The 18,523-nt window shown below is 44.5% G+C and carries 27 protein-coding genes, 1 tRNA gene and 2 pseudogenes; 5 read left to right on the top strand and 25 right to left on the bottom strand.

Features of this window, described 5'->3' with window-relative positions; translation table 11 throughout:
* Positions 1-353 precede the first annotated feature (353 nt).
* Positions 354-809 (bottom strand): YslB family protein, encoded by a 456-nt coding sequence (locus PROCOU_RS15145; protein WP_036073998.1) that lies wholly within the window; start codon positions 807-809, stop codon positions 354-356.
* A 207-nt stretch (positions 810-1,016) separates the two neighbouring features.
* On the opposite strand from PROCOU_RS15145, the pseudogene racE reads away from it, so the two are divergent.
* The 5 genes and pseudogenes from racE to PROCOU_RS15120 all read left to right on the top strand — a co-directional run bounded on the left by racE (position 1,017) and on the right by PROCOU_RS15120 (position 3,952).
* A pseudogene (gene racE / locus PROCOU_RS15140) lies at positions 1,017-1,824 on the top strand (glutamate racemase).
* Positions 1,824-2,573: a ribonuclease PH gene (rph, locus tag PROCOU_RS15135; RefSeq protein WP_036073995.1), complete on the top strand. Its 750-nt coding sequence runs from the start codon at positions 1,824-1,826 to the stop codon at positions 2,571-2,573. Before racE ends, rph begins: the two are co-directional and overlap by 1 nt.
* Positions 2,570-3,176: pseudogene (locus PROCOU_RS15130) on the top strand (XTP/dITP diphosphatase). Before rph ends, PROCOU_RS15130 begins: the two are co-directional and overlap by 4 nt.
* Before the next feature lie 32 nt (positions 3,177-3,208).
* Positions 3,209-3,733, top strand: a complete 525-nt coding sequence (locus PROCOU_RS15125; protein WP_036074015.1) for a metallophosphoesterase — start codon at positions 3,209-3,211, stop codon at positions 3,731-3,733.
* A gap of 145 nt (positions 3,734-3,878) precedes the next feature.
* Positions 3,879-3,952 (top strand) — tRNA-Arg (locus PROCOU_RS15120).
* A 501-nt stretch (positions 3,953-4,453) separates the two neighbouring features.
* On the opposite strand, the gene PROCOU_RS15115 is transcribed toward PROCOU_RS15120, so the two are convergent.
* The 24 genes from PROCOU_RS15115 to PROCOU_RS15010 all read right to left on the bottom strand — a co-directional run bounded on the left by PROCOU_RS15115 (position 4,454) and on the right by PROCOU_RS15010 (position 18,460).
* Complete coding sequence (locus PROCOU_RS15115; protein WP_036073993.1) at positions 4,454-4,750, bottom strand: hypothetical protein; 297 nt, start codon at positions 4,748-4,750, stop codon at positions 4,454-4,456.
* Positions 4,741-5,070, bottom strand: coding sequence for a sigma factor-like helix-turn-helix DNA-binding protein (locus PROCOU_RS15110; protein WP_036073990.1), 330 nt, complete (start codon positions 5,068-5,070; stop codon positions 4,741-4,743). Before PROCOU_RS15110 ends, PROCOU_RS15115 begins: the two co-directional genes overlap by 10 nt.
* Positions 5,067-5,621: a metallophosphoesterase gene (locus PROCOU_RS16840; RefSeq protein WP_051994453.1), complete on the bottom strand. Its 555-nt coding sequence runs from the start codon at positions 5,619-5,621 to the stop codon at positions 5,067-5,069. Before PROCOU_RS16840 ends, PROCOU_RS15110 begins: the two co-directional genes overlap by 4 nt.
* A gap of 23 nt (positions 5,622-5,644) precedes the next feature.
* Positions 5,645-6,010 (bottom strand): nucleotide modification associated domain-containing protein, encoded by a 366-nt coding sequence (locus PROCOU_RS15100; RefSeq protein WP_051994452.1) that lies wholly within the window; start codon positions 6,008-6,010, stop codon positions 5,645-5,647.
* Positions 6,011-6,013: 3 nt separating this feature from the next.
* Positions 6,014-6,157, bottom strand: coding sequence for a hypothetical protein (locus PROCOU_RS17860; RefSeq protein WP_159101244.1), 144 nt, complete (start codon positions 6,155-6,157; stop codon positions 6,014-6,016).
* Complete coding sequence (locus tag PROCOU_RS16835; RefSeq protein ID WP_149023685.1) at positions 6,154-6,768, bottom strand: RlpA-like double-psi beta-barrel domain-containing protein; 615 nt, start codon at positions 6,766-6,768, stop codon at positions 6,154-6,156. Before PROCOU_RS16835 ends, PROCOU_RS17860 begins: the two co-directional genes overlap by 4 nt.
* Positions 6,719-7,009 (bottom strand): thioredoxin domain-containing protein, encoded by a 291-nt coding sequence (locus PROCOU_RS15090; RefSeq protein ID WP_133620154.1) that lies wholly within the window; start codon positions 7,007-7,009, stop codon positions 6,719-6,721. The genes PROCOU_RS16835 and PROCOU_RS15090 overlap by 50 nt, the downstream gene beginning before the upstream one ends.
* Complete coding sequence (locus tag PROCOU_RS15085) at positions 7,006-7,209, bottom strand: hypothetical protein (RefSeq protein WP_036073984.1); 204 nt, start codon at positions 7,207-7,209, stop codon at positions 7,006-7,008. The genes PROCOU_RS15090 and PROCOU_RS15085 overlap by 4 nt, the downstream gene beginning before the upstream one ends.
* Positions 7,206-7,715: a crossover junction endodeoxyribonuclease RuvC gene (locus tag PROCOU_RS15080; protein WP_036073982.1), complete on the bottom strand. Its 510-nt coding sequence runs from the start codon at positions 7,713-7,715 to the stop codon at positions 7,206-7,208. Before PROCOU_RS15080 ends, PROCOU_RS15085 begins: the two co-directional genes overlap by 4 nt.
* The gene (locus PROCOU_RS15075) at positions 7,708-8,427 is read right to left on the bottom strand and encodes a hypothetical protein (protein WP_036073980.1); all 720 of its coding nucleotides are present in this window, start codon (positions 8,425-8,427) and stop codon (positions 7,708-7,710) included. The genes PROCOU_RS15080 and PROCOU_RS15075 overlap by 8 nt, the downstream gene beginning before the upstream one ends.
* 49 nt (positions 8,428-8,476) lie before the next feature.
* On the bottom strand, positions 8,477-9,475 hold the full coding sequence (locus PROCOU_RS15070; RefSeq protein WP_243832106.1) for a hypothetical protein: 999 nt from the start codon (positions 9,473-9,475) through the stop codon (positions 8,477-8,479).
* Complete coding sequence (locus PROCOU_RS15065) at positions 9,468-9,689, bottom strand: hypothetical protein (protein ID WP_149023684.1); 222 nt, start codon at positions 9,687-9,689, stop codon at positions 9,468-9,470. Before PROCOU_RS15065 ends, PROCOU_RS15070 begins: the two co-directional genes overlap by 8 nt.
* 52 nt (positions 9,690-9,741) lie before the next feature.
* Positions 9,742-10,104: a hypothetical protein gene (locus PROCOU_RS15060; protein ID WP_036073972.1), complete on the bottom strand. Its 363-nt coding sequence runs from the start codon at positions 10,102-10,104 to the stop codon at positions 9,742-9,744.
* Positions 10,097-12,235, bottom strand: coding sequence for a DNA polymerase (locus PROCOU_RS15055; RefSeq protein ID WP_051994450.1), 2,139 nt, complete (start codon positions 12,233-12,235; stop codon positions 10,097-10,099). The genes PROCOU_RS15060 and PROCOU_RS15055 overlap by 8 nt, the downstream gene beginning before the upstream one ends.
* Positions 12,236-12,248: 13 nt before the next feature.
* Entirely contained in the window at positions 12,249-12,968 is a 720-nt protein-coding gene (locus PROCOU_RS15050; RefSeq protein ID WP_036073967.1) for a hypothetical protein, read from the bottom strand.
* A gap of 14 nt (positions 12,969-12,982) precedes the next feature.
* Entirely contained in the window at positions 12,983-13,360 is a 378-nt protein-coding gene (locus PROCOU_RS15045; RefSeq protein WP_051994449.1) for a PDDEXK-like family protein, read from the bottom strand.
* Position 13,361: 1 nt separating this feature from the next.
* On the bottom strand, positions 13,362-14,144 hold the full coding sequence (locus PROCOU_RS15040; protein ID WP_036073965.1) for a hypothetical protein: 783 nt from the start codon (positions 14,142-14,144) through the stop codon (positions 13,362-13,364).
* Between the two features lie 183 nt (positions 14,145-14,327).
* A complete protein-coding gene (locus PROCOU_RS15035; RefSeq protein WP_051994448.1) occupies positions 14,328-15,227 on the bottom strand; it encodes a toprim domain-containing protein in 900 nt (299 codons plus the stop codon).
* A gap of 1 nt (position 15,228) precedes the next feature.
* Positions 15,229-15,792 carry a hypothetical protein gene (locus PROCOU_RS15030; RefSeq protein ID WP_036073963.1) on the bottom strand — a complete coding sequence of 188 codons (564 nt, stop codon included), beginning with the start codon at positions 15,790-15,792 and terminating at the stop codon, positions 15,229-15,231.
* Positions 15,793-15,803: 11 nt separating this feature from the next.
* Entirely contained in the window at positions 15,804-17,150 is a 1,347-nt protein-coding gene (locus tag PROCOU_RS15025) for a DnaB-like helicase C-terminal domain-containing protein (RefSeq protein WP_036073961.1), read from the bottom strand.
* 3 nt (positions 17,151-17,153) lie between these two features.
* On the bottom strand, positions 17,154-17,600 hold the full coding sequence (locus tag PROCOU_RS16830; RefSeq protein WP_051994447.1) for a hypothetical protein: 447 nt from the start codon (positions 17,598-17,600) through the stop codon (positions 17,154-17,156).
* Between the two features lies 1 nt (position 17,601).
* Positions 17,602-17,991, bottom strand: a complete 390-nt coding sequence (locus PROCOU_RS15015; protein WP_036073959.1) for a beta-sandwich lipoprotein — start codon at positions 17,989-17,991, stop codon at positions 17,602-17,604.
* A gap of 28 nt (positions 17,992-18,019) precedes the next feature.
* Entirely contained in the window at positions 18,020-18,190 is a 171-nt protein-coding gene (locus tag PROCOU_RS17855; RefSeq protein ID WP_159101243.1) for a hypothetical protein, read from the bottom strand.
* Between the two features lie 75 nt (positions 18,191-18,265).
* Positions 18,266-18,460 (bottom strand): hypothetical protein, encoded by a 195-nt coding sequence (locus PROCOU_RS15010; protein ID WP_036073957.1) that lies wholly within the window; start codon positions 18,458-18,460, stop codon positions 18,266-18,268.
* Positions 18,461-18,523: the final 63 nt, after the last annotated feature.

Here is an 18,523-nt window from a genome sequence, read left to right as displayed (position 1 = left end):
TCGCGAATAGGCGACCCTTTTTACGGTTCTCCTACGCTGACGCTTCGCATAACTTCTTACATGGTCGGGGATAAGACTCCCTCCCTGTTTTCAGTCATCATGTACAGTCGTACACTCCGCATTGTTGGGACTGTTCGAAATGAAATGAGTTACAGTCCCAATATACATGCGAGTAAAGCGAGCATGCAATCCTTTCTGAAACCCCTTGAATACAAACGCTTTCGCTCGATTTGTGTGAAGCAAGATTCACGTCTTACCCCAAAAAAGGGTTCGTGATATCTTGCTTATTTTGTGTAGAATCACCTTTTGTCCCAGTTCCGGTTTCTTTCGCTTCCTAAACTTAAATACAAGATTTAGCTAACGATTTCTTCATCCGAAATACTTTCTTTACGATCCCATTTCACGATGATTTTTACGGTTTTCTTGCGTTTATCTACTTCTTCATAACTTTCTGAGTATAATTGTTTTTGGTGTTGCACCTGTTCTGCAATAAATCCTGCTTCCAGTTTGAACGTTGCGTTACCGTCATTGTTCAACCGGAGCGCTGTCATTTCACCGCCCAGCAAAAGATGCATTTCATCTTTTTTCTCACTAATAACTTCTAGATCACCAAACGATGCTTTTTGGAAAAAGTCTGTTAGCTCATCTAGCGTTTCAAGTGGATATTTACGTGCGAGTTCTTTCCCTGCCCAATACAGGATGTGTGGTGTTTCATCACCTAGCACATTCGGCAACAGTGTATCGCGAATTAATTCATATCCAAAAACCGGTATCATTTTTTCATTTACAATTTCATTATTTTCTGCCATTAATAGTACCCCGCTTTCTTCTCCTTCTTAATTATAACCAGAAAACCCGCAAAATAGAAACATCAACCTGCAAAATGCGTAAAAAAAACTATAAAATCATCAAAAAAACTTGCGAAAACAGCAAAAAAATAAGAAAATGGAGAGTATAATCTGAATTTGTAGTATACTTAATAGGAAGACGAAATAATAGAAATTGAGGCGAGACGTGTGAAAAGAGCAATCGGTTTTATTGATTCGGGCGTTGGGGGACTAACAGTTGTCAAGGAAGTTCTCAAACAGTTGCCCCACGAGCAAATATATTATTTAGGTGACACCGCACGTTGCCCTTATGGTCCGCGTGATAGTCAAGAAGTAAATCAGTTCACTTGGGAAATGACGAATTTCCTCGTAGATCGCAATATAAAAAATGCTTGTTATCGCTTGTAATACAGCTACAGCAGCGGCCTTAACAGATATTCGTGCAAAATTAGATATTCCAGTAATTGGTGTTATTCAGCCGGGTTCTCGCGCTGCTTTAAAAGCAACACAAAATAATCGAATTGGCGTTCTGGGTACAATCGGAACGGTGCAAAGTATGGCGTACCCTAAAGCTTTAAAGGGGTTAAATCGGCGTGTGGAGGTAGACTCATTGGCGTGCCCTAAGTTTGTGTCCGTTGTGGAAAGCCGTGAGTATAAAAGTGCGATTGCTAAAAAAATCGTGGCAGAGTCCCTACTTCCTCTTAAAAGTACTAAAATAGATACAATTATACTTGGTTGCACGCATTATCCATTACTCAAAACATTGATTGAGAATTTTATGGGTTCTGGTGTGGCAGTTATTAATTCTGGCGAGGAAACAGCGAGTGAGGTTAGCGCTTTGTTAGATTATCATAATTTACTGGACCATGATGAAATTGGCGTGAATCATCGTTTTTTCACAACTGGTTCCGTTTCCATTTTCCAAGATATTGCGCAAGATTGGCTTGATGTTCCAGATATGCAAGTGGAGCATATTAAACTCGGAGGTGTATCGTAATGAGATTCGATGGTAGGCAAAAGGATGAACTACGTCAAATAGAGATGGTTCCTGGGTACATAAAACATCCAGAAGGCTCGATTTTAATTACGGTTGGTGATACGAAAGTGATTTGTTCGGCTTCCGTGGAAGATCGTGTTCCCCCCTTCATGCGTGGTGAGGGGCGTGGCTGGGTTTCAGCAGAATATGCAATGCTACCTCGTGCAACGGAGCGCCGAAATATCCGTGAGTCTTCGAAAGGGAAAGTGACTGGGCGAACGATGGAAATTCAACGTCTAATTGGTCGTTCTTTGCGCGCTGTCGTTGATTTAGAGGCGCTGGGCGAACGGACAATTTGGTTGGATTGTGATGTAATTCAAGCAGATGGCGGAACAAGGACAGCCTCAATTACCGGGGCGTTTGTTGCAATGGTAATGGCGATTGCTAAATTGCATGACATCACTCCTTTCGTAAAATTTCCCGTAAATGATTTTCTAGCCGCGACGAGTGTTGGTCTGCTTGAAAATGGAGACGTAGCGCTTGATTTGAATTATGTAGAAGATAGTGCTGCTGCGGTGGATATGAACTTGGTAATGACTGGTGCTGGACGTTTTGTTGAATTGCAAGGAACTGGTGAGGAAGCCACTTTTTCAGAGCAGGAGTTAAGCGAGCTTTTGGCTTTAGGTAAAAAAGGAATTCAGGAATTAGTCGCGTTGCAAAGAGACATTCTTGGTGTGACAGCTAGTTTGATTGGAGGCGCTGTGAAATGAAAAAACTTGTCATCGCTACAAACAATATCGGTAAAGCCCGCGAATTCAAAAAAACTTTTTGGAGCGCACGGTATTGAAATTTTGACATTAGCCGACTTCCCAGAGATTGGAGAAATCGACGAAACTGGTACGACTTTTGCTGAGAATGCAGCACTAAAAGCAGAAACAGTCGCTGAGAAGATTGGACAAGTTGTGATTGGGGATGACTCTGGATTGATTGTAGAGGCGTTGAATGGCGCGCCAGGTGTTTATTCTGCTCGTTATGCAGGAAATCAACACAATGACGCGGATAATAACAAAAAGCTGTTGAGAGAGCTCACAGATGTGCCAGATGATTCACGCCAAGCGAAATTTCATTGCACACTTGCGATTGCGTTTCCCGGTGCACCAACGGAATTTTTCACTGGCGAATGCGTTGGAAAAATATTGACTGCGCCACAAGGAGTAAACGGCTTTGGCTATGATCCCCTCTTCTATTTAACAGAGTTTGATAAATCGATGGCGGAAATTAGCGCAGAACAGAAAAACAAAATTAGTCACCGTGCAAAAGCTTTAGAAAAAGTTGCAAAAAATATAGACCAATTGCTTGAAAAGATTGTATAATAAGAAAGTGATTAAAGATGGGGGAGAATAATTTGAAATTACTAGTAGTCAGTGACAGTCATCATGAACGCGACTGTCTCATCCATTTGAAAGAAAAATATGAAGGAAAAGTTGACGCGATGATTCATTGTGGCGATTCTGAACTCGAGAAAGACGACGCTGCGATGCAAGGGTTCCATACAGTTCGGGGAAACTGTGATTTCGGTTCAGACTATCCTAATGACTGGGTTGGTGTTGTTGATGGATACCGGATTTTTACAACACACGGTCATTTGTATAACATTAAAATGACATTGATGAATGTGCGTTACCGCGCGCGTGAATTGAACGCTGATTTCGCTTTCTTTGGCCATTCTCATGAGCTTGGCGTAGATATGTTGGATAATACGATTATTTTAAATCCAGGTAGTATCTCACTTCCAAGAGGACGCGTTCATGAAAAGACTTATGCATTGATTGACGCAACTGATGACGGTGTAAAAATTCGTTTTATGACAATTGATGATGTCGAATTAACAGATTTAACACAAACATTCCCGCTCGTGAAGAACAACTAGTTTTTCCAGCGGGTAAGTTCATTATCGCATGAAAATGGATAATCTTGCAGATATATGAATATTTTTAAAGAAATTCGATGAAAACCATTGACAAATCTCTGAAAAAATCATAGAATGATACTTGGCTGTGAAAATTGTATAGCGTGTCCTGATAGCTCAGCTGGATAGAGCAACGGCCTTCTAAGCCGTCGGTCGGGGGTTCGAATCCCTCTCAGGACGTAATGAAACGGCTTTGTATAGCCGTTTAGAGCGTAGTGTTGCACGAACGGAATTCGAACTTTTACGTTTGCCGCACATTCCCCTCACTCGTAATAATAACATAACGAAATAAAAAAACGCCATTTCCTACGTTTATGCAGGATGGCGTTTTTTGTGGTGCAGAAAGTATCAAACAAACAGCGATGCAATGGCGATAAGTCCCAGTATAATAACCGCGTAAACCACGAGTTTAAGTGCCATATCCATCAGCATTTCGGCGCCTGTTTGCTCTTTTTTTATCGTTAGTCGTCGGTAATGTCTTAAATACAGTAGAAGCGACTGTTAGCGCGAAGGATTGCCCTAAGGTAATTGCCGTCAACTTAACGCCCGTCATGGCGAATATAATCGGCAGTAAAAGTACGTTAATTGCTAATGACGTAATCTATGCGCCTGCTAAGCTTAGTAGCGCAATCAGTAGTACGCTACCTAAAATTTTGAGTAAACTCTTCATAAATCGTCCTCCTAGTCGAATTCTTTAAATGCTACTTCGCGTGCTCGGCGACGCTCTAGCTGTCGTTCGCTTAAAAAGCTATCGGGCACGCGGGCTTTCAAGGCGTCGCGGTTGCTAAGGTCGTCCAGCAGCACGAAGTCTGCCAACTTGTCCATAAGCGGGTCGCCTAGCTGAATACCGTTCGCCTCGATAAGCTCAACCGCCATTTCTTTGCGCTTTTCTAAGCTGTAGCCTTTCGCTTTTGCCTCTTTATTAGCGCTGGCAATTGCGTCAAACAACTTACGGCGCTCACTATCGTTTAAGTACATGTATACTCGTTCAACTCCATTCTTTCCCAATTTTTAAATACGTTATGTAAGTGATTTTCGGCACGTTTAATTGTAATACTAACCGTCGCCTGACTTTTGTTTACGATGAGCGCAATTTCAGGCTGGCTGTATTCTTCGACGTAATACATGCGAAGTAATTTGCGCTGGTAGTCGGTCATCTCCGATTCGGTCAACGCCTGCTCCAGCGTCATAAGGTCGTCGGCGTCGTTTTGGAAATTGCCTGATTTACTATATGTGCGCTCGCGAGTGCGGTTATAGTCGCGTAGTTGACTTGTTGGCGCTCGGTACAGGCGTATCATGAGCGCTTAGCAACCTCGGCTAGTAACTCGCTAGCGCTAATTGGTCGCCCGAAATCTTCGTCGGCAACTACACTCGCATAAAAGGCGCTGTCACAGCCGACGTTGATTTGGTCTTTATATATACTTGGCTTTGCATGTAAATGCCCACTGACGCTCCACATGTGCGGTCGTTCACCAATTTCAAGCGGGAAATGTGATAAAAATAGTTGCTGCTTATGTAACTTAATACGGTGCATATACGTCCAGTCGAACTTATTTGGCGAAAACTGCGATTGTAACCAGCGCATGTCACTACTACTATCATGGTTGCCTTTTAGCAGGACGATTTTACCTTTTAATTGCGAAATAATCAGTGACGTATGTAGGCGCGACTTGCCAAAGGCGAAATCGCCGCAATGGTAAACAATATCGTCATCGGCAACTACCGCGTTCCAGTTCGCTATCATGCGCTCGGTCATTTCCTTTTCGTCGGCAAACATGCGCTTGCGGTTGCAAAATTCGAGTATGTTGGCGTGCCAGTAGTGAGTATCGCTAATAAACCACTGTTTCATGCAACCAACTCCCATTCATAACCTTACTCACCAATTGCGCCGTTCCTTAGATAGCGTAAAAGTAGTAAGCTATACCCACAAATATCAAGTAACGTGTCGTCGATAGACTCGCCAACTTCGTCCGGCACCCCGTCAATTACTAACGAACGCAATCGGCTCAATTTATCATCGAGACGTATCACGGTCGCAACTGCTCCGTATTGGTCGAGCTGTCTATCGTGACTATTGCCGTATCCGCGATTCTTGCGCCCTAGTAAGTCGACAAGCTCGGCGCTAATGGTTTCAAGTTGTTGTTCGAAAGTTGGCGGAGTAGTTTCTACGGACTTACTCGGGTATTCCATTTCGTACAAGTCATCTACAGTAATCCGTGTATCCTTCGATTTTGCCATCGTTTAGCCCTCCTTAAAAAATTTCTTTGCCGTTTGTTGCATATTGCGCATTGCTTTCTTCTGAATAATATAGCCGACGATGCCTACTGTGACGATTAGTAAGATTAAACCTACCACAATGGCGCTGATAATTAATAATGTATTCATTCAATCACTCTCCATTTTCCTTGTTGACGTCCGAACTGCTCGGCGCTATTCTTATCAGCGTATGTAATATCAAACTTGTTGCCTTGAATGCGCCCACCGCGATCCCGTACAATACCTTTTATCGTCTGCCCTGCGACCTCAATCTCGACTACTGTGTCAAACGGCACGTTAGGAGGAGCGGCAATAATGCGGTAACCTCGGAAGTAAAGCGATTGATAAAGGTTGTCGCCCTTACTCGTGATTCCGCCGCCTTGCATGGCGTCATTGGCGGGATAATACGCCGTAAATTCGCCTGATTGCCAGTTTCCAATTCTTTTCGCAGGCGGCGGCGTTGCCTTAGGCGTCTGCTTTACTTCTGCTCGTTTCAACTTTATTAGTTCTGCGTCTTTTTGCGCTAACTGCGCTTTTAATGCCGTAATTTGCTGACGTTGATGGTCGCTTTCTGCACGCCATACCTGCGCATGAGGTGCAACTTGGTTCGCTAATTGTTGTGCCTCAATTGACGGCGCTGGCGGACTAACAACGAGCCCAGCCGTCAATAAAAGCGAAGTTAATATCGTACTAATAGGCGTCACCTTCAATCGCCACAAACGACTTAACCGCTTCAACACTTTGCGCGCCAGCTAAGCGTCGTTGCTCGATGATTTGCCCTTCTTCATTTTGACGATATAACACGAGTACAGGCACCGAAGTGACGCCACTTGAGCGAAACAACTCCTCACCGTCAAGTTCTAGCTTGCGTTTTTCAAGCGCCATGTGTGGCGGTAATGTAACTTGTTGTAGCGCCATTTGGGTTGCTATGCACGGCTGACAACCGCCTTTACTGAATAATGTTAATATGTATTGACTCACTCTTCGTCACCGTCCCTAAAAACGGTATAGCCTGCGAATGCAAAAGATATAATAATTGTAATCCACATCAAAGTGTCAACGGGAAATTGCGATGTAAAGATGGACGCAATAAATCCGCATGCTAAAATAATAGCGCCGAAAATAATTATACTGACTATCCAACTTGTTAAAAATGTGAAAAATGCGTTAATTACTTTCATTCAATCAATCCTTCCGTAATAGCTTTATAAAGTGCAATGGCAACCGCGTCGCTTTCATCGTCGCTAGCAAATTCCCCTTTGTAACCTGTCCAGCGCCGCACAGCGTCGGCAACTTCTTGTTTGTCGGCTTTGCCGTTGCCAACGACGTATTTTTTAATGGTTGCTGGCGTAATGGGGTCGTCGGTGAAGTCGAGGCGAAACGTACCTAGCGCCTCTTCGGTTGCCGCCCACGCTGTAAATACGGGATAATTCTGTTTCCATGTGCGTCCTTGAAAGAGTTCGCGCACAACGTAGTCGAATCCTTTAGCGCGGTGCTTGTTGATGAAGAATACTGCCCACGCGTATACGACGGCTTTACGCTCAATTAAGCTTTGCTTTGACGTCGTTTGCACGTTTGATATGTCGATGATGGACGCTTTGCCGTTGCGAACTTCGACTAACGCAATGCCTGGGCGTCCGAGGCTTGTGTCGAACGCCAGAATGCGGATGGGCTTAGCACTAGGCATTGACGGACTCATATACCGCATCATATTCGTCATTGTCAAAGTCGAAAAGAAGTTCACCGCTAATGCGTTCGTCCATATAAGAAAGACTAGTATCGTTTTCTATCAACATACGGAACTCATCAACAGGACGCCCATCAAATTTCGTAATATGAATGACATCCCCTTTGCGCGGGTCGCGGTCGACCTCAACGTAAGGTTTTCCTTTGTAGGTAATACGTTTTTGCACTAATTCGTATACTGCGTCATAACTATCTTTAATGTGCTTCGATTGCACACACAAAAGCGACGAAGCTCCCAGTACAATGTGGTCTAGCCATACGTCGCCATCACTGTCGACCTTCTCTACTTTCGCTAGCTCATTGCCTTGAGTAGTAAAGCGTTGTAAGTCTGTCGCGCTCGTCACATTAATGACATCGCCCACTTTAGGCGCTCGATTCACTTTTACATACTCTTTGCCTTTATATGTAACGTAATATGGGCGTCCTAGCGGAGGTTTAAGACGAATCTCACCTGTACTTTCATCCAATGTAGGTACGCTAATACCATAAAACGGACTTGACTGCATAAAACAACTTGGGTTCGGAATACTCCACGGCGATTTTGCTTTTGCCTCTTCTAACTGTTTCGCTAATCGTGCGATACTCGCTTCTAAACCCTCAATTTTCGATTCAAACCCGCGTTTCTCCTCTAAATAACGTTTTTTCTTGCTCATACAGAGTATTTGCTACTTCACGTCTTACTTCGCCAAAAATCGTACTCATTTACATCGCTCTCCTATCCATAATATCTTGGTATGCGTCGTAATATTGCTCTTTTTTATAATCAGGTATGCCTGATTTTAACGCTCGTTTGACAAACTCTTTGACTTCGGTCAGCTCATCGTTTGTGAGCGACTTAGCCGTAGCCGTTTTGTACGAGTTAAACGTCCATGCATCGATGTCAAACGGCGGAGGTGACTTCGTTTTAACTGCGTCGAGCACCTCGGTAAAGTAATCGAACAGTTGCGCGCGATCCTCATCAGTAAACTCGTAGGCAAAAGCGCGCACATCGGGCGCCTCATCATACATCGTAAACCATCCCTTTTTACTCGCGTTTACATACAAAATAATGTAGTAATCGAGCGGCTGACCTGTGTCGGTGTCGCGATACATATGCGAGTAGGCAATCGCCTGCTTAATGTGTTTGTCCTCGGCACCTTTCATGCTGAACGCGCTTGTTTTGCTGTGCGTCGTTTGCTTCGATTTAATTTCCAAGCCGACGCGGTATGCACTGCCATCGGGCGCAGTATAACGCATGATGCCGTCGCATGTGCCGTACAAGTAGAAGTCATGACCGTTATGACTTACGGGCACGTTGCGCTTTGCGAAGTCTTCAAAAACGGGCGTGCCGTCAGCATTACGTTCGAAGACGAACGCAGGGTCGACGCCTGTAAGCTTTTTATAGTGCTTTTCAGTGAACAGTAAATCGCGTTGAATCACGTCGCCAATGGCGGTGCCGAGCGTTGTCCAGCGTTTTTGATGTGGCGGTTGTCCTTCATTGTCGCGTTTTGCACCTAGCTGTTTTAAGTAAAGCTCTCGTTGACTGCTTCCGCTTGCCGACGGGCTAAAGTACGGCTTTTTCGGAAACAACTTGGGCGGGTCGGTGTACCAGCGATGAATTTGCGAGTCGAGCTGCGCGTCCCAAACTTCGGACTTTGCGTGGTATGTATTCAGCATGTCGATAAACTGCTGTGCGAGCGTTTCGGGCGTTGGTTTAGTCACGGTCTTCTGCCCATTCTTCGTGTACAATGTTGTGTTTAGCTAATATTAGCCCTAAAGACTCGTAAACCCGGTCATACTCACCCTCCCACGTGTTAGAAAGTCTAGCAGTGACCTCCTCACTAAAGATATTTGTGTCGGAAATGGTTTCGTTGTAATTTTTACTTCCGATTCCCCCAACAGCGGCGTATAACATAGCCGCCTCAGACATCGTCATTGTTAATGTAATCTTTTTTTTCTTCAAATACTACAGGCGTAATTTCTTCCATTTACAAAACCCCCTTCAATGATTTTAATTCTTCGCGCCACTGTTCCGTTGTCGGCGTGGGCACGGGGCGCGCTGTCTTAGCGTGTTTAACTTTCGCCTGTTGATGCGCAGTTAATGGCTTTACAGTTGCACTATGAAAATTGCCTACCAAGTCCATGCGCCCTTTGAACGTCGTTGTCACCGTCAGCTCGAACAGTGCGTGACTTGGGGTATGCTCGACAATGTAGTACTCTTTTAGCGCGCCTCGATTCTGATATGACTGGCGCACTTCAAGTAGAATATAGCCGTCGCTGGTGCCTTCGGCAAGCGCCCCTGTTCGTTTAAAATCCTCAACCGCTTCTTTTGTTACGTTTAATTTAGTCAATAATACCGCCTCTTTCTTTTACAAATTCGTCCCAGCGAACTGCATCGCCCCAACGTTCCATGTATATTTCGACATCACTTTCATTGTCGACACCTTCAAGTAAGTAAGATTGCGTCATAACTTCGACAAGCAAGTCTCGCTCCGCTTCTGTAATGTCGGCTGGCGCCTCAACTAAAAGCTCGTCATGTACTGTTGCTAGCGGGTGGAAATCACGCCCCTTAGCGCGCAGCTCTGCCAAAACCTGTGACATTTTATTCATAGTAACCTTCGTCTGTATTGCCGCTTCTCCTTGTACACGAGCATTACTGCACTGCAACAACGGGCGATATTCGCCTTTCATTGCGTCAGGCAATCGGCGTTTTCGTGCATTATCACCAATCCAAACGAAACCATTACGTTTTACAAAAGTCTTATTATCGGCTGTCCACTGTGCCAACTTAGGCATTTGAGCACCTAGTGTCGCTTTTAATTCATGCGCTTCTTTTGTTGTAATACCAAGCTGTTCGCCCATTGTGCGGTCGCCTGTACCATATATGTAAGCTAAAAAGCCAGTTTTCGCTCTTTTTCGCTCTTTGCTGTCCTTGCTAATTTCGTGCTCGGGTGTATCATAAGCGATAGAAGCAAGCGCGATATACGGGTCGCGCCCCTCGCGAAATGCTTTTAGCAAAAATTCTTCCTTTACCTTAGCCGCTGCAATACGCCCTTCCTGATTCCCAAAATCGAGCCCAACAATGACTTTATTTTCGGGCGCAACGATTATCTCGCGGGCTTCTGGCGGCAAGTTTTGAGCGTTGAAACCTCCGCTACTACTTAAACGCCCAGTCGCTGCGCCGTTCGCCTGATAGCTAGGGTGCAGTCGTCCTGTTTTCGGCTCAATGAGATTAGGCAACTTGTTGATGTAAGTTCCGTAAAGTTTCGTATCAAACTTGAATTTCAAATATTTTTTGATTAGAGGGAATTTATTAGCGAGCGGCTTTAACACCTTTTTAGCGTCAACACTTTCTAGCCTTTGCCCTGTTAGTTTTTCGAGCTCGGGGCGTAGTTGCGCTGGACTGTTTATATTGATACCGTTAAGTTCATCGGTTAGTTCTTCGCGTAGTTCCTCGATTTCGGAGCCTAACTTTTGTGCGTACTCTGCGGCATACACTTGATCGATGACAAAGCCGGTTGCCTCTGTTTCTACTAAGGTTTCTACAAAAGGCATTTCTACTTCCATAAAGTATTTATATATAGAAGGGAAACGTTCAAAATGCTTTTGCTGGAATCGCATAAGTTTGAGTGTAATATCGCCGTCCTTTGCCGCATACGCTGTAGCAACTCGTAGGTCGCTAACCGTTTCAAAACCATTCTTACCGAAAAGCTCCTCATAAGTTAAAGACGGAATATTCAGGTATTTTTTCACCAATTTCTTCAAAGCATAGCTAGGCTCATTCTCATTCAGCATTGTCATAGCAGGCATCGTGTCGAAATACAACCCGTTCAAGGTAATACCTAAGTCATTTTTTAAAATCGCAATATCATAACCTGCATTGTGAGCGATTTTCTTTATTGCACCATTTTCGTAGTAAGGTTTGAGTTGTTGCGCTACATACTCCGCGTCCAACTGAATTTCTTTCGTTATGTGTCGGACGGGGATATACGCATGTAGGTCAGCGTCCACTGCACTTATTACATGCCCTACGAGGTAATCGCGGTACACATTAACGCCTGTAGTTTCGACGTCAAATACCAACACCTGCTCGCCGTCCAATATCGCTAGAAATTCGTCGAGCCTTTCAACTGTTTGAATCAGCCAGTAATTGTCGGGCATGTTGGCGACCATATCGTCAAGCACTTCTTGCTTATGTATTTCCTTTACTTGCACCCACAACCGCTTGACCTCGGCTTTGCTTAGGCGCTTGTTGCTTGCCACTGCGCTTGCTTCGCGCCCGATTTTGCCCGCTTCCATGGCGGCTTTAACCTCGGCAATCATGCGTTGTGCAGTAGCGTCATTTTTCAACGAGGCAAGGCGTTGCCAAGCTTCTTCGAGCGTTTCGGTACTCGCTTTTTTGCGCTTGGCTGCCTCGGTTAGCGTAGTGGTCGGCGTATGCGTGGCGTCTAGGTTGAGTGTTAATTGTACTTTCGGTGCCATGCGCATTACCTCCTTAGCTTAAGCGTTCAACTGGCGCAACAAGTTTAATGTCCGAACGTAATGTATATGTACCACCGCCATTATGCCTAGGAGTTACATGCTTCAAGTGAACACAGCTAGTTCGAACAGCATCAACTTCGTGAATACTGCCGACAACGTTATAGCCATTAACATTATTCGGTTTCCTTATAATTTGCACAAAATCGCCAATTTTGAACTCGTCAACTTCGCGCCCGAATTTAACGAATGATTTTTCACGTTCGGAAAAATTACAACGGTAGACTGCTTTAATTTCTCGTAATCGCAAATGATTAGAGATATTGACATCGTCTTTAATGTTGGCATCACCGTCAGAATCTACAGAAAGAACCTTGTATTTCTTCCCTACAGTTAAATCTCGGTGGGGGACGTTTGAAATAACATAATCCCCAACCTCTAGTGCGCCCTCAACTTTGTCATATCGTAGCCCATCAACTTCAATAGAAGAACCATCAGGCTGCGCAGTTGACTTAAGTAGTTGATAAGCCGTATAGTTGTCATCATTCCAAGTAAAAAACTCGTCGCCGTCATCGTCTTTGATAACAGCATCACCTTCGAAAAATTCAACCACCTTATAAAGTTTACCAGAGGTTAAATAGTTGCGTGTTACTTCCTCATACATTATATAGTCACCTATTTTAGGTACATCAACTTTTATGTATACCATTATTTTTGTTTCAATTTGAGTTGTCATCTATAAAATTCCTCCTACGCACCAAGCAACGTGTATTTCGTTGCTGACACTTCTGTATTTTCTTCGTTTAACCAATATTCTTTCTTACCTCGACAGTCGAAAAGATACGCAATGTTTCCTTCGACGCCTATTATGTAATCAACATCGGTCGGCATGTATGCTTCGCCCTTGCTGTTTGTCGCATAAATAACGGGCTGATTGTCGCGGTCATGTCGCCGACGCACTGTCTTGACCTGCACACGGTGGAATGCGCCCGTTTCAGGGTCGCGCCCAAGCAAGTCATATAATTCGGGCACAAGTGGTTTGCTAACTTCCCAGCCTAGCTCGGTCATTAAGAGGCAACTGGCAACTAGCTCGCTCACTTCGCCACGCACTGATGTATAATGCGCCATTTTAAAACGCTTCTGTTGCGTCTTTCTCTGCGACTTCCAGTCCAATTCGACTGATATCAAAGCCAGCTGCAACTAAATTATCGACTTGCTGATTGTAGTCAGCTACGAATGTAAGTCCGTTGAAATTTGGCTCTAGTGTGTCGATATCGACCTTCGCAAAGTTCAACTGTTGCTTATCAGTTAACTCGTCCTCAATGTCGATAATCGGCGTCATTGCTACGACGGTGTCTTTGCCACTACCACTTTTTTCGAGCTCGAACGCTAGGCGATTTAATTTGCCTTTTGCGTGTTGCTTCTTCGTCACTGTCAGTACTGCTTGTGCCTGCAATTTGCTCATGTCAATGTAGATAAGCGCCCCTGTGTCAAGGTCAACAAACGGCAAGATGAAACGTTGCTTGGCACGAAATACGCCTGCTTTTGCAAGTAAAGATTTAACCGGTTCTTCTTTCTTGTCGGCGCCATCATTTAGCAACGGCTGTGCTTGATCCATGTAATACTTAGATGCCAAATCCCACGGAGTCAAATTGTCAACCGCATAACCCTTATCATTCTTAGTTGAGGGCACTTCGGGCTCAAAGCTATTTGCTCGACGAAAAGATTCACCGTCGATTGTTGCGTCTTTGTAGACGCCGAAGCTATCAAACGTTGCGATTTTGTCGGGTGCCAATGCCTTTACTAAGAAGGTTGTGCCTGATGCGAACTTTGAAAATTTACTATCATTTCCTGACGCCCCTTGCCCGCCATCTTCAAGCATTGATAATGCTCCTGTTCCTACTACTACCATGTATCATTCTCCTTTTCGTTTTAATGTTCAAGCAACGGAGTTGAACTTCCCTCGCCCGCAACACAACATGACCGCGCTGGTATAACTTTCGCGAGCAGTTACGCTGTGTTGCCGACGAAGCAATACGTCGACTTGGTATATATTCATTATACACTGAATTTTCAATCAAATGTTCCCATAACACTAATTCACATTCAAAAAATTATTGGCGTCTTTTTCGCCCTTATAATCGGCATAGCGTATTTTGAAATGCCCGCCCAATTCCATTTTTAATTGCTGATTGAGTTTAGCGCCTTTGTCATCGTTGTCGCCCGCTAAAATAATTTCCTCGACAGGCATACGCAACAGCAACTCGCGCTGTGCATCGCTAAGGGACGAGCCCCCAACCGCAACCCCAATACCGCCCTTTTCAATTGCGCACCAGCTCATTGCGTCGATTTCAGCCTCGTTAATGGCAACAGTAATTGGACGCTCGCGGTAAACGACATCGAGCCCGAAAACTAACTCGTCAATAGGCGTTGCGCCGCCCTCAAACCAAAAATCTTTACGGTCAACTCGACGGTATTTAATGTTTGCGAGCAAGCCGTCTTTCGTGCGCCAAGGCATGACGGCTTTTTCCTCGTCACCGCCGACGCCATATAGGCGCTGAATATCGGCAGTTATGCCCCGACTTTCTAGGTATGCGCTCGTATCGGGCGTAGTCATGTCGCTTAGTATTACGAGGCTATCAAGCGGTTCAAGCTGTTTCAGCCGTGGAGATAATTTTAGTTTTTCAACGTCGGGAAAGCCGTATTTTTCAAGTAGCCAGTCTGCAGTCATGCCGTAAGTCCAGCCGCGTAAATTTGCCAATAGCGACACAAAGTTACCTTTTTCTTTTGCCGTGTCAAGGGCGCCCGAGTCTCCCCAAACGCCCGCATAATCGCCTTCTAAATTGACGAAAAACGACGGGTGACTATCGACACGAAACGGACTAGCTGCGATAAGTTTGGCGTCCGTCCAGCGCGCATTGTACCAGTCGTAATCGGCTAGTTCGGCGACAATATCGACGTTAACGGTTTGGTCGTTGATTTTAATTGTTTGCATTCTAATCCCTCATTTCAAAAATTTGAGTGAGCGCCTTTTTAACTCTTTGATGCGAAACATTATTGCCTTGTACTAATGCATTATTTACTTCTTTTATTAAGAACCCCGCTTGGCTTAACTGATACTCAAAATCAAATTTACTTTGGTTAATCTCGTCTCTGGTTTCAGTACAGCAATATAAGTGGACGTTTATCCTTTTTCCGTAAGGCGCGTACACATCTACAGAATTCTTATGCGTGCTTCCTTTACTACATACGCTTAATTCAGCCATTTCAGTGTTGAGCGTATATAATCGCTTAGTATATGTGACGTTCACATGATGTGTATATTCAAAATCAAATTTCCTATCAATAAAGGTCTCCGCATTTTCCTCAACAAGTGCTGATAGTTCACGTATCCCAATTCCACCTACGCCAATTAAGTCGGATACTGTTTCTGCGTCTTGCCTTGTATTAAAAAGTCCAATACGTTCTTCCGGATGTTCTATGTAATTAGCGTCTCCCCAAGAAATATTATCCTCCAATTCATCGTAAGCCTCATAGTAAAGCTCGTAGATTTTGCTCAATTTAACTCCTCCTAAAATTCACGCACGAGCGCGGCTTCGTATTCGATTTCCTTAACGACGCCGTACGAAGGCATGAAAACAAGCTCTGCCTGCACGTCTTCACCTCCCGAACGCCCTTTTTTAATTGCAATAACGCCCGTATCGTCCGCCGAGTCAAACGCTAAAAGTGCGGCGGCATCTTCTAGAATTGCTTTTGATTTTTTAACTTCGCTACGGCTCGGAATACTAATCGAACGGGCTCCTTCATCATTGCGACTTTCCTTTTCTTCTTCGGCTTGTGTCACGGCAATAATAGCCGTCTTCGTTTTGCCCGCTAGGCGACGCAGTTTTTTACTTGTTGCTGCCACGTCGCCTCCTGCTGTTTTTGATGTATTTTGCTCGAAGTCCATGTAATAAATTGGGTCAATGACAACAAAGTTGGCGCTGACTGCTTCAATGTCTGCTTGTAACGCAGCAAGGTCGCGTCGGTCAAAATTGTCATCATCGACCGAACGCAAGGTAATCGAGCCTTTCACGTGCTGCCCTTCGCCGAGTTCTAGCGTGAATACTCGGAATGCCTGCTCGAAAGTCTCGTCAAGCTTGCCCTGCTGCAAGTCGCGGTTGTAGAATCCCGTTTTATAATCGACGCCATCAATTTGAGCATTGAATATTTGTCGGCGCGCACTCAAACTGCTGTATGCCCTCGCCATCCACTCAAACCACGGCATTTCCAGCGCCCAAATTAGCACATGTGCGCCATTACATGCGGCTTCAAGCGCGTCTTCCATGACGATAATGGATTTACCACGCCCTGAACGACCATAAACAGCATACATATTGCCTTCGGTGTACCCGCCCATTTCTCGGTTGATAGTCGGAAATTTCGACGCCCAGACCTTGTTCGATTCGCCAGCCTTGCGTTTCTCATACTCGGTCAAAAACTTTTCACCGTCGAGCAGAACGTTCGTGCCGAGCCCCGTGCTTATTTTTGCATTGACTTTGATTTCGTGCATTGCCTGCTCGATGTATTCGGCGAACTCGATGCTGTCCATCGACTCAAATTTCGCTTGCATAGTCGGGTCTTCGAGCAGTTGAAATATCGCCACTTTCCCACTGTAATTTTTCACTTGTTTTGCTAAGTATGTAAAACTGTCCGTGACATCAGGCACATAATCAAAGTTGGCGACGCTTGTGGCAACTGTTGCATACGAAGGCATTTCGCCTTGTGCCTCGTAATAATCGCGTAGAAACTGGTATGTATCGCGGTCAACACGCGTAGGCATGTCGGTTGCTGTAATATTGTATTTCGTCAACTGCGATATATCTTGCTCATTGATGACTTTGCAAAGTAATAATTGCGCAAATTGTTTACTTGACATGCGCTATGCCTCCGTTTCTTTTTGTAATTTTTCGATTAACTCGTACGCCGCTCGCTCCTTCGCCTCAAAATCGCTTAGCCCTGTTGCTTTGTATGCGCCTTGTGCAAAGAGAGCATCGTCGAGCAGTTCGTCTATGTATTGCGCTTGTTCGGCTGGCGTCATGGTATTTTTAAGTTGGCGAGGTGCATCGTCTTCATTTTCTATTTTCATGCGTTCAGTTAATATACCAGTACGCAAATACTCATCAGCGTACTTGGCGCGGCATATTAAAACAACGTCTTCTATGTATGCAAGGGAATATCGCCCGTTCATGTCGGTAAGGTCAAACTCAACGTCGAACTCTTCGGTGTTCTCGTTAATGATGCGTCGCTCCGTTATCGTATCAACAAAGTAATTGTCGGCGTAACCTTTTACGCGCACAAGGTCGCCTATGCCTATATTGTGTTTCACGTTATTTACTCTCCGTCACTGTATATGGAATAATGCTTTCCGGCATGTAGTTAACCTCGTATTTATACTTATTGACTGCCGCGCCTTCTAAATCCTCTACAACGTACATGTTCCAGCCCGTCATATTAATAAGGTGCTTTTTATACGTATTCTTTTCGGTTTCTGCAACAATTACAAGTTTGTTCTTGTCGCTTGTATCAACCGATATCCGCCCAATAACCTCGAATTCTACCTTGTCGGTGCGTACGTTAATAATGGCAACGCGTCGTACTACGTTAAAATTGTCGGCTTCTTTACTGACATTATACGATACCTTGTCTGCTTCCGTACATGCTGATAGTGTGAGCGCCATTGCTCCGACTAATAAAACCGCTACTAATAATTTTTTCATTTATTTTTCCTCCTCAAATTAACATTTACTATTTGTCTAACAAGTAATCATACCAGTCAACTTCTTCTACCAGTGCTGTATCCGTCAGGCGCATAAAATCAGTTTTACAAACTTCAACCCCTTGCACTTCTTCAGCTGCCCAGACCAGAAAGGCAATATACTTTTCTCTTTCTTTTTCAGTAAGTTTATCCTCAGTCATTACTTCCGCCTCCTCAACTCATAATTAAAAGTAAAACGCACCACGCCATGATTACCAATATTGCAATCGCCATTATCACTCCGCCTCCCCATCCGCAATCCACACGCCTTTAACACCCGAAATACCATTCCAACTTTCTTGCTTGTTGAAATAGCAAGTAGCGTGTTGATCTCGATAACTAAGAAGCTTAGCGGGGTCATGTAAATAACCCTCTTCCGCATTCTCGCGCTCTGTGAGGAGTTTATCCGCAATTCTAATAGCTTGAATCATCGGAGCATCTTCATCTACTCCTGTTCCCAGGGCTATTTTTACACACGACTAGCGCTTGATTAA

The organism is Listeria rocourtiae FSL F6-920 (genome assembly GCF_000525975.1).
GTDB classification, from domain to species: Bacteria; Bacillota; Bacilli; order Lactobacillales; family Listeriaceae; genus Listeria_A; species Listeria_A rocourtiae.
The sequence above is the reverse complement of the archived record's forward strand: the minus strand, read 5'-3'. Positions and strand labels throughout refer to the sequence as shown.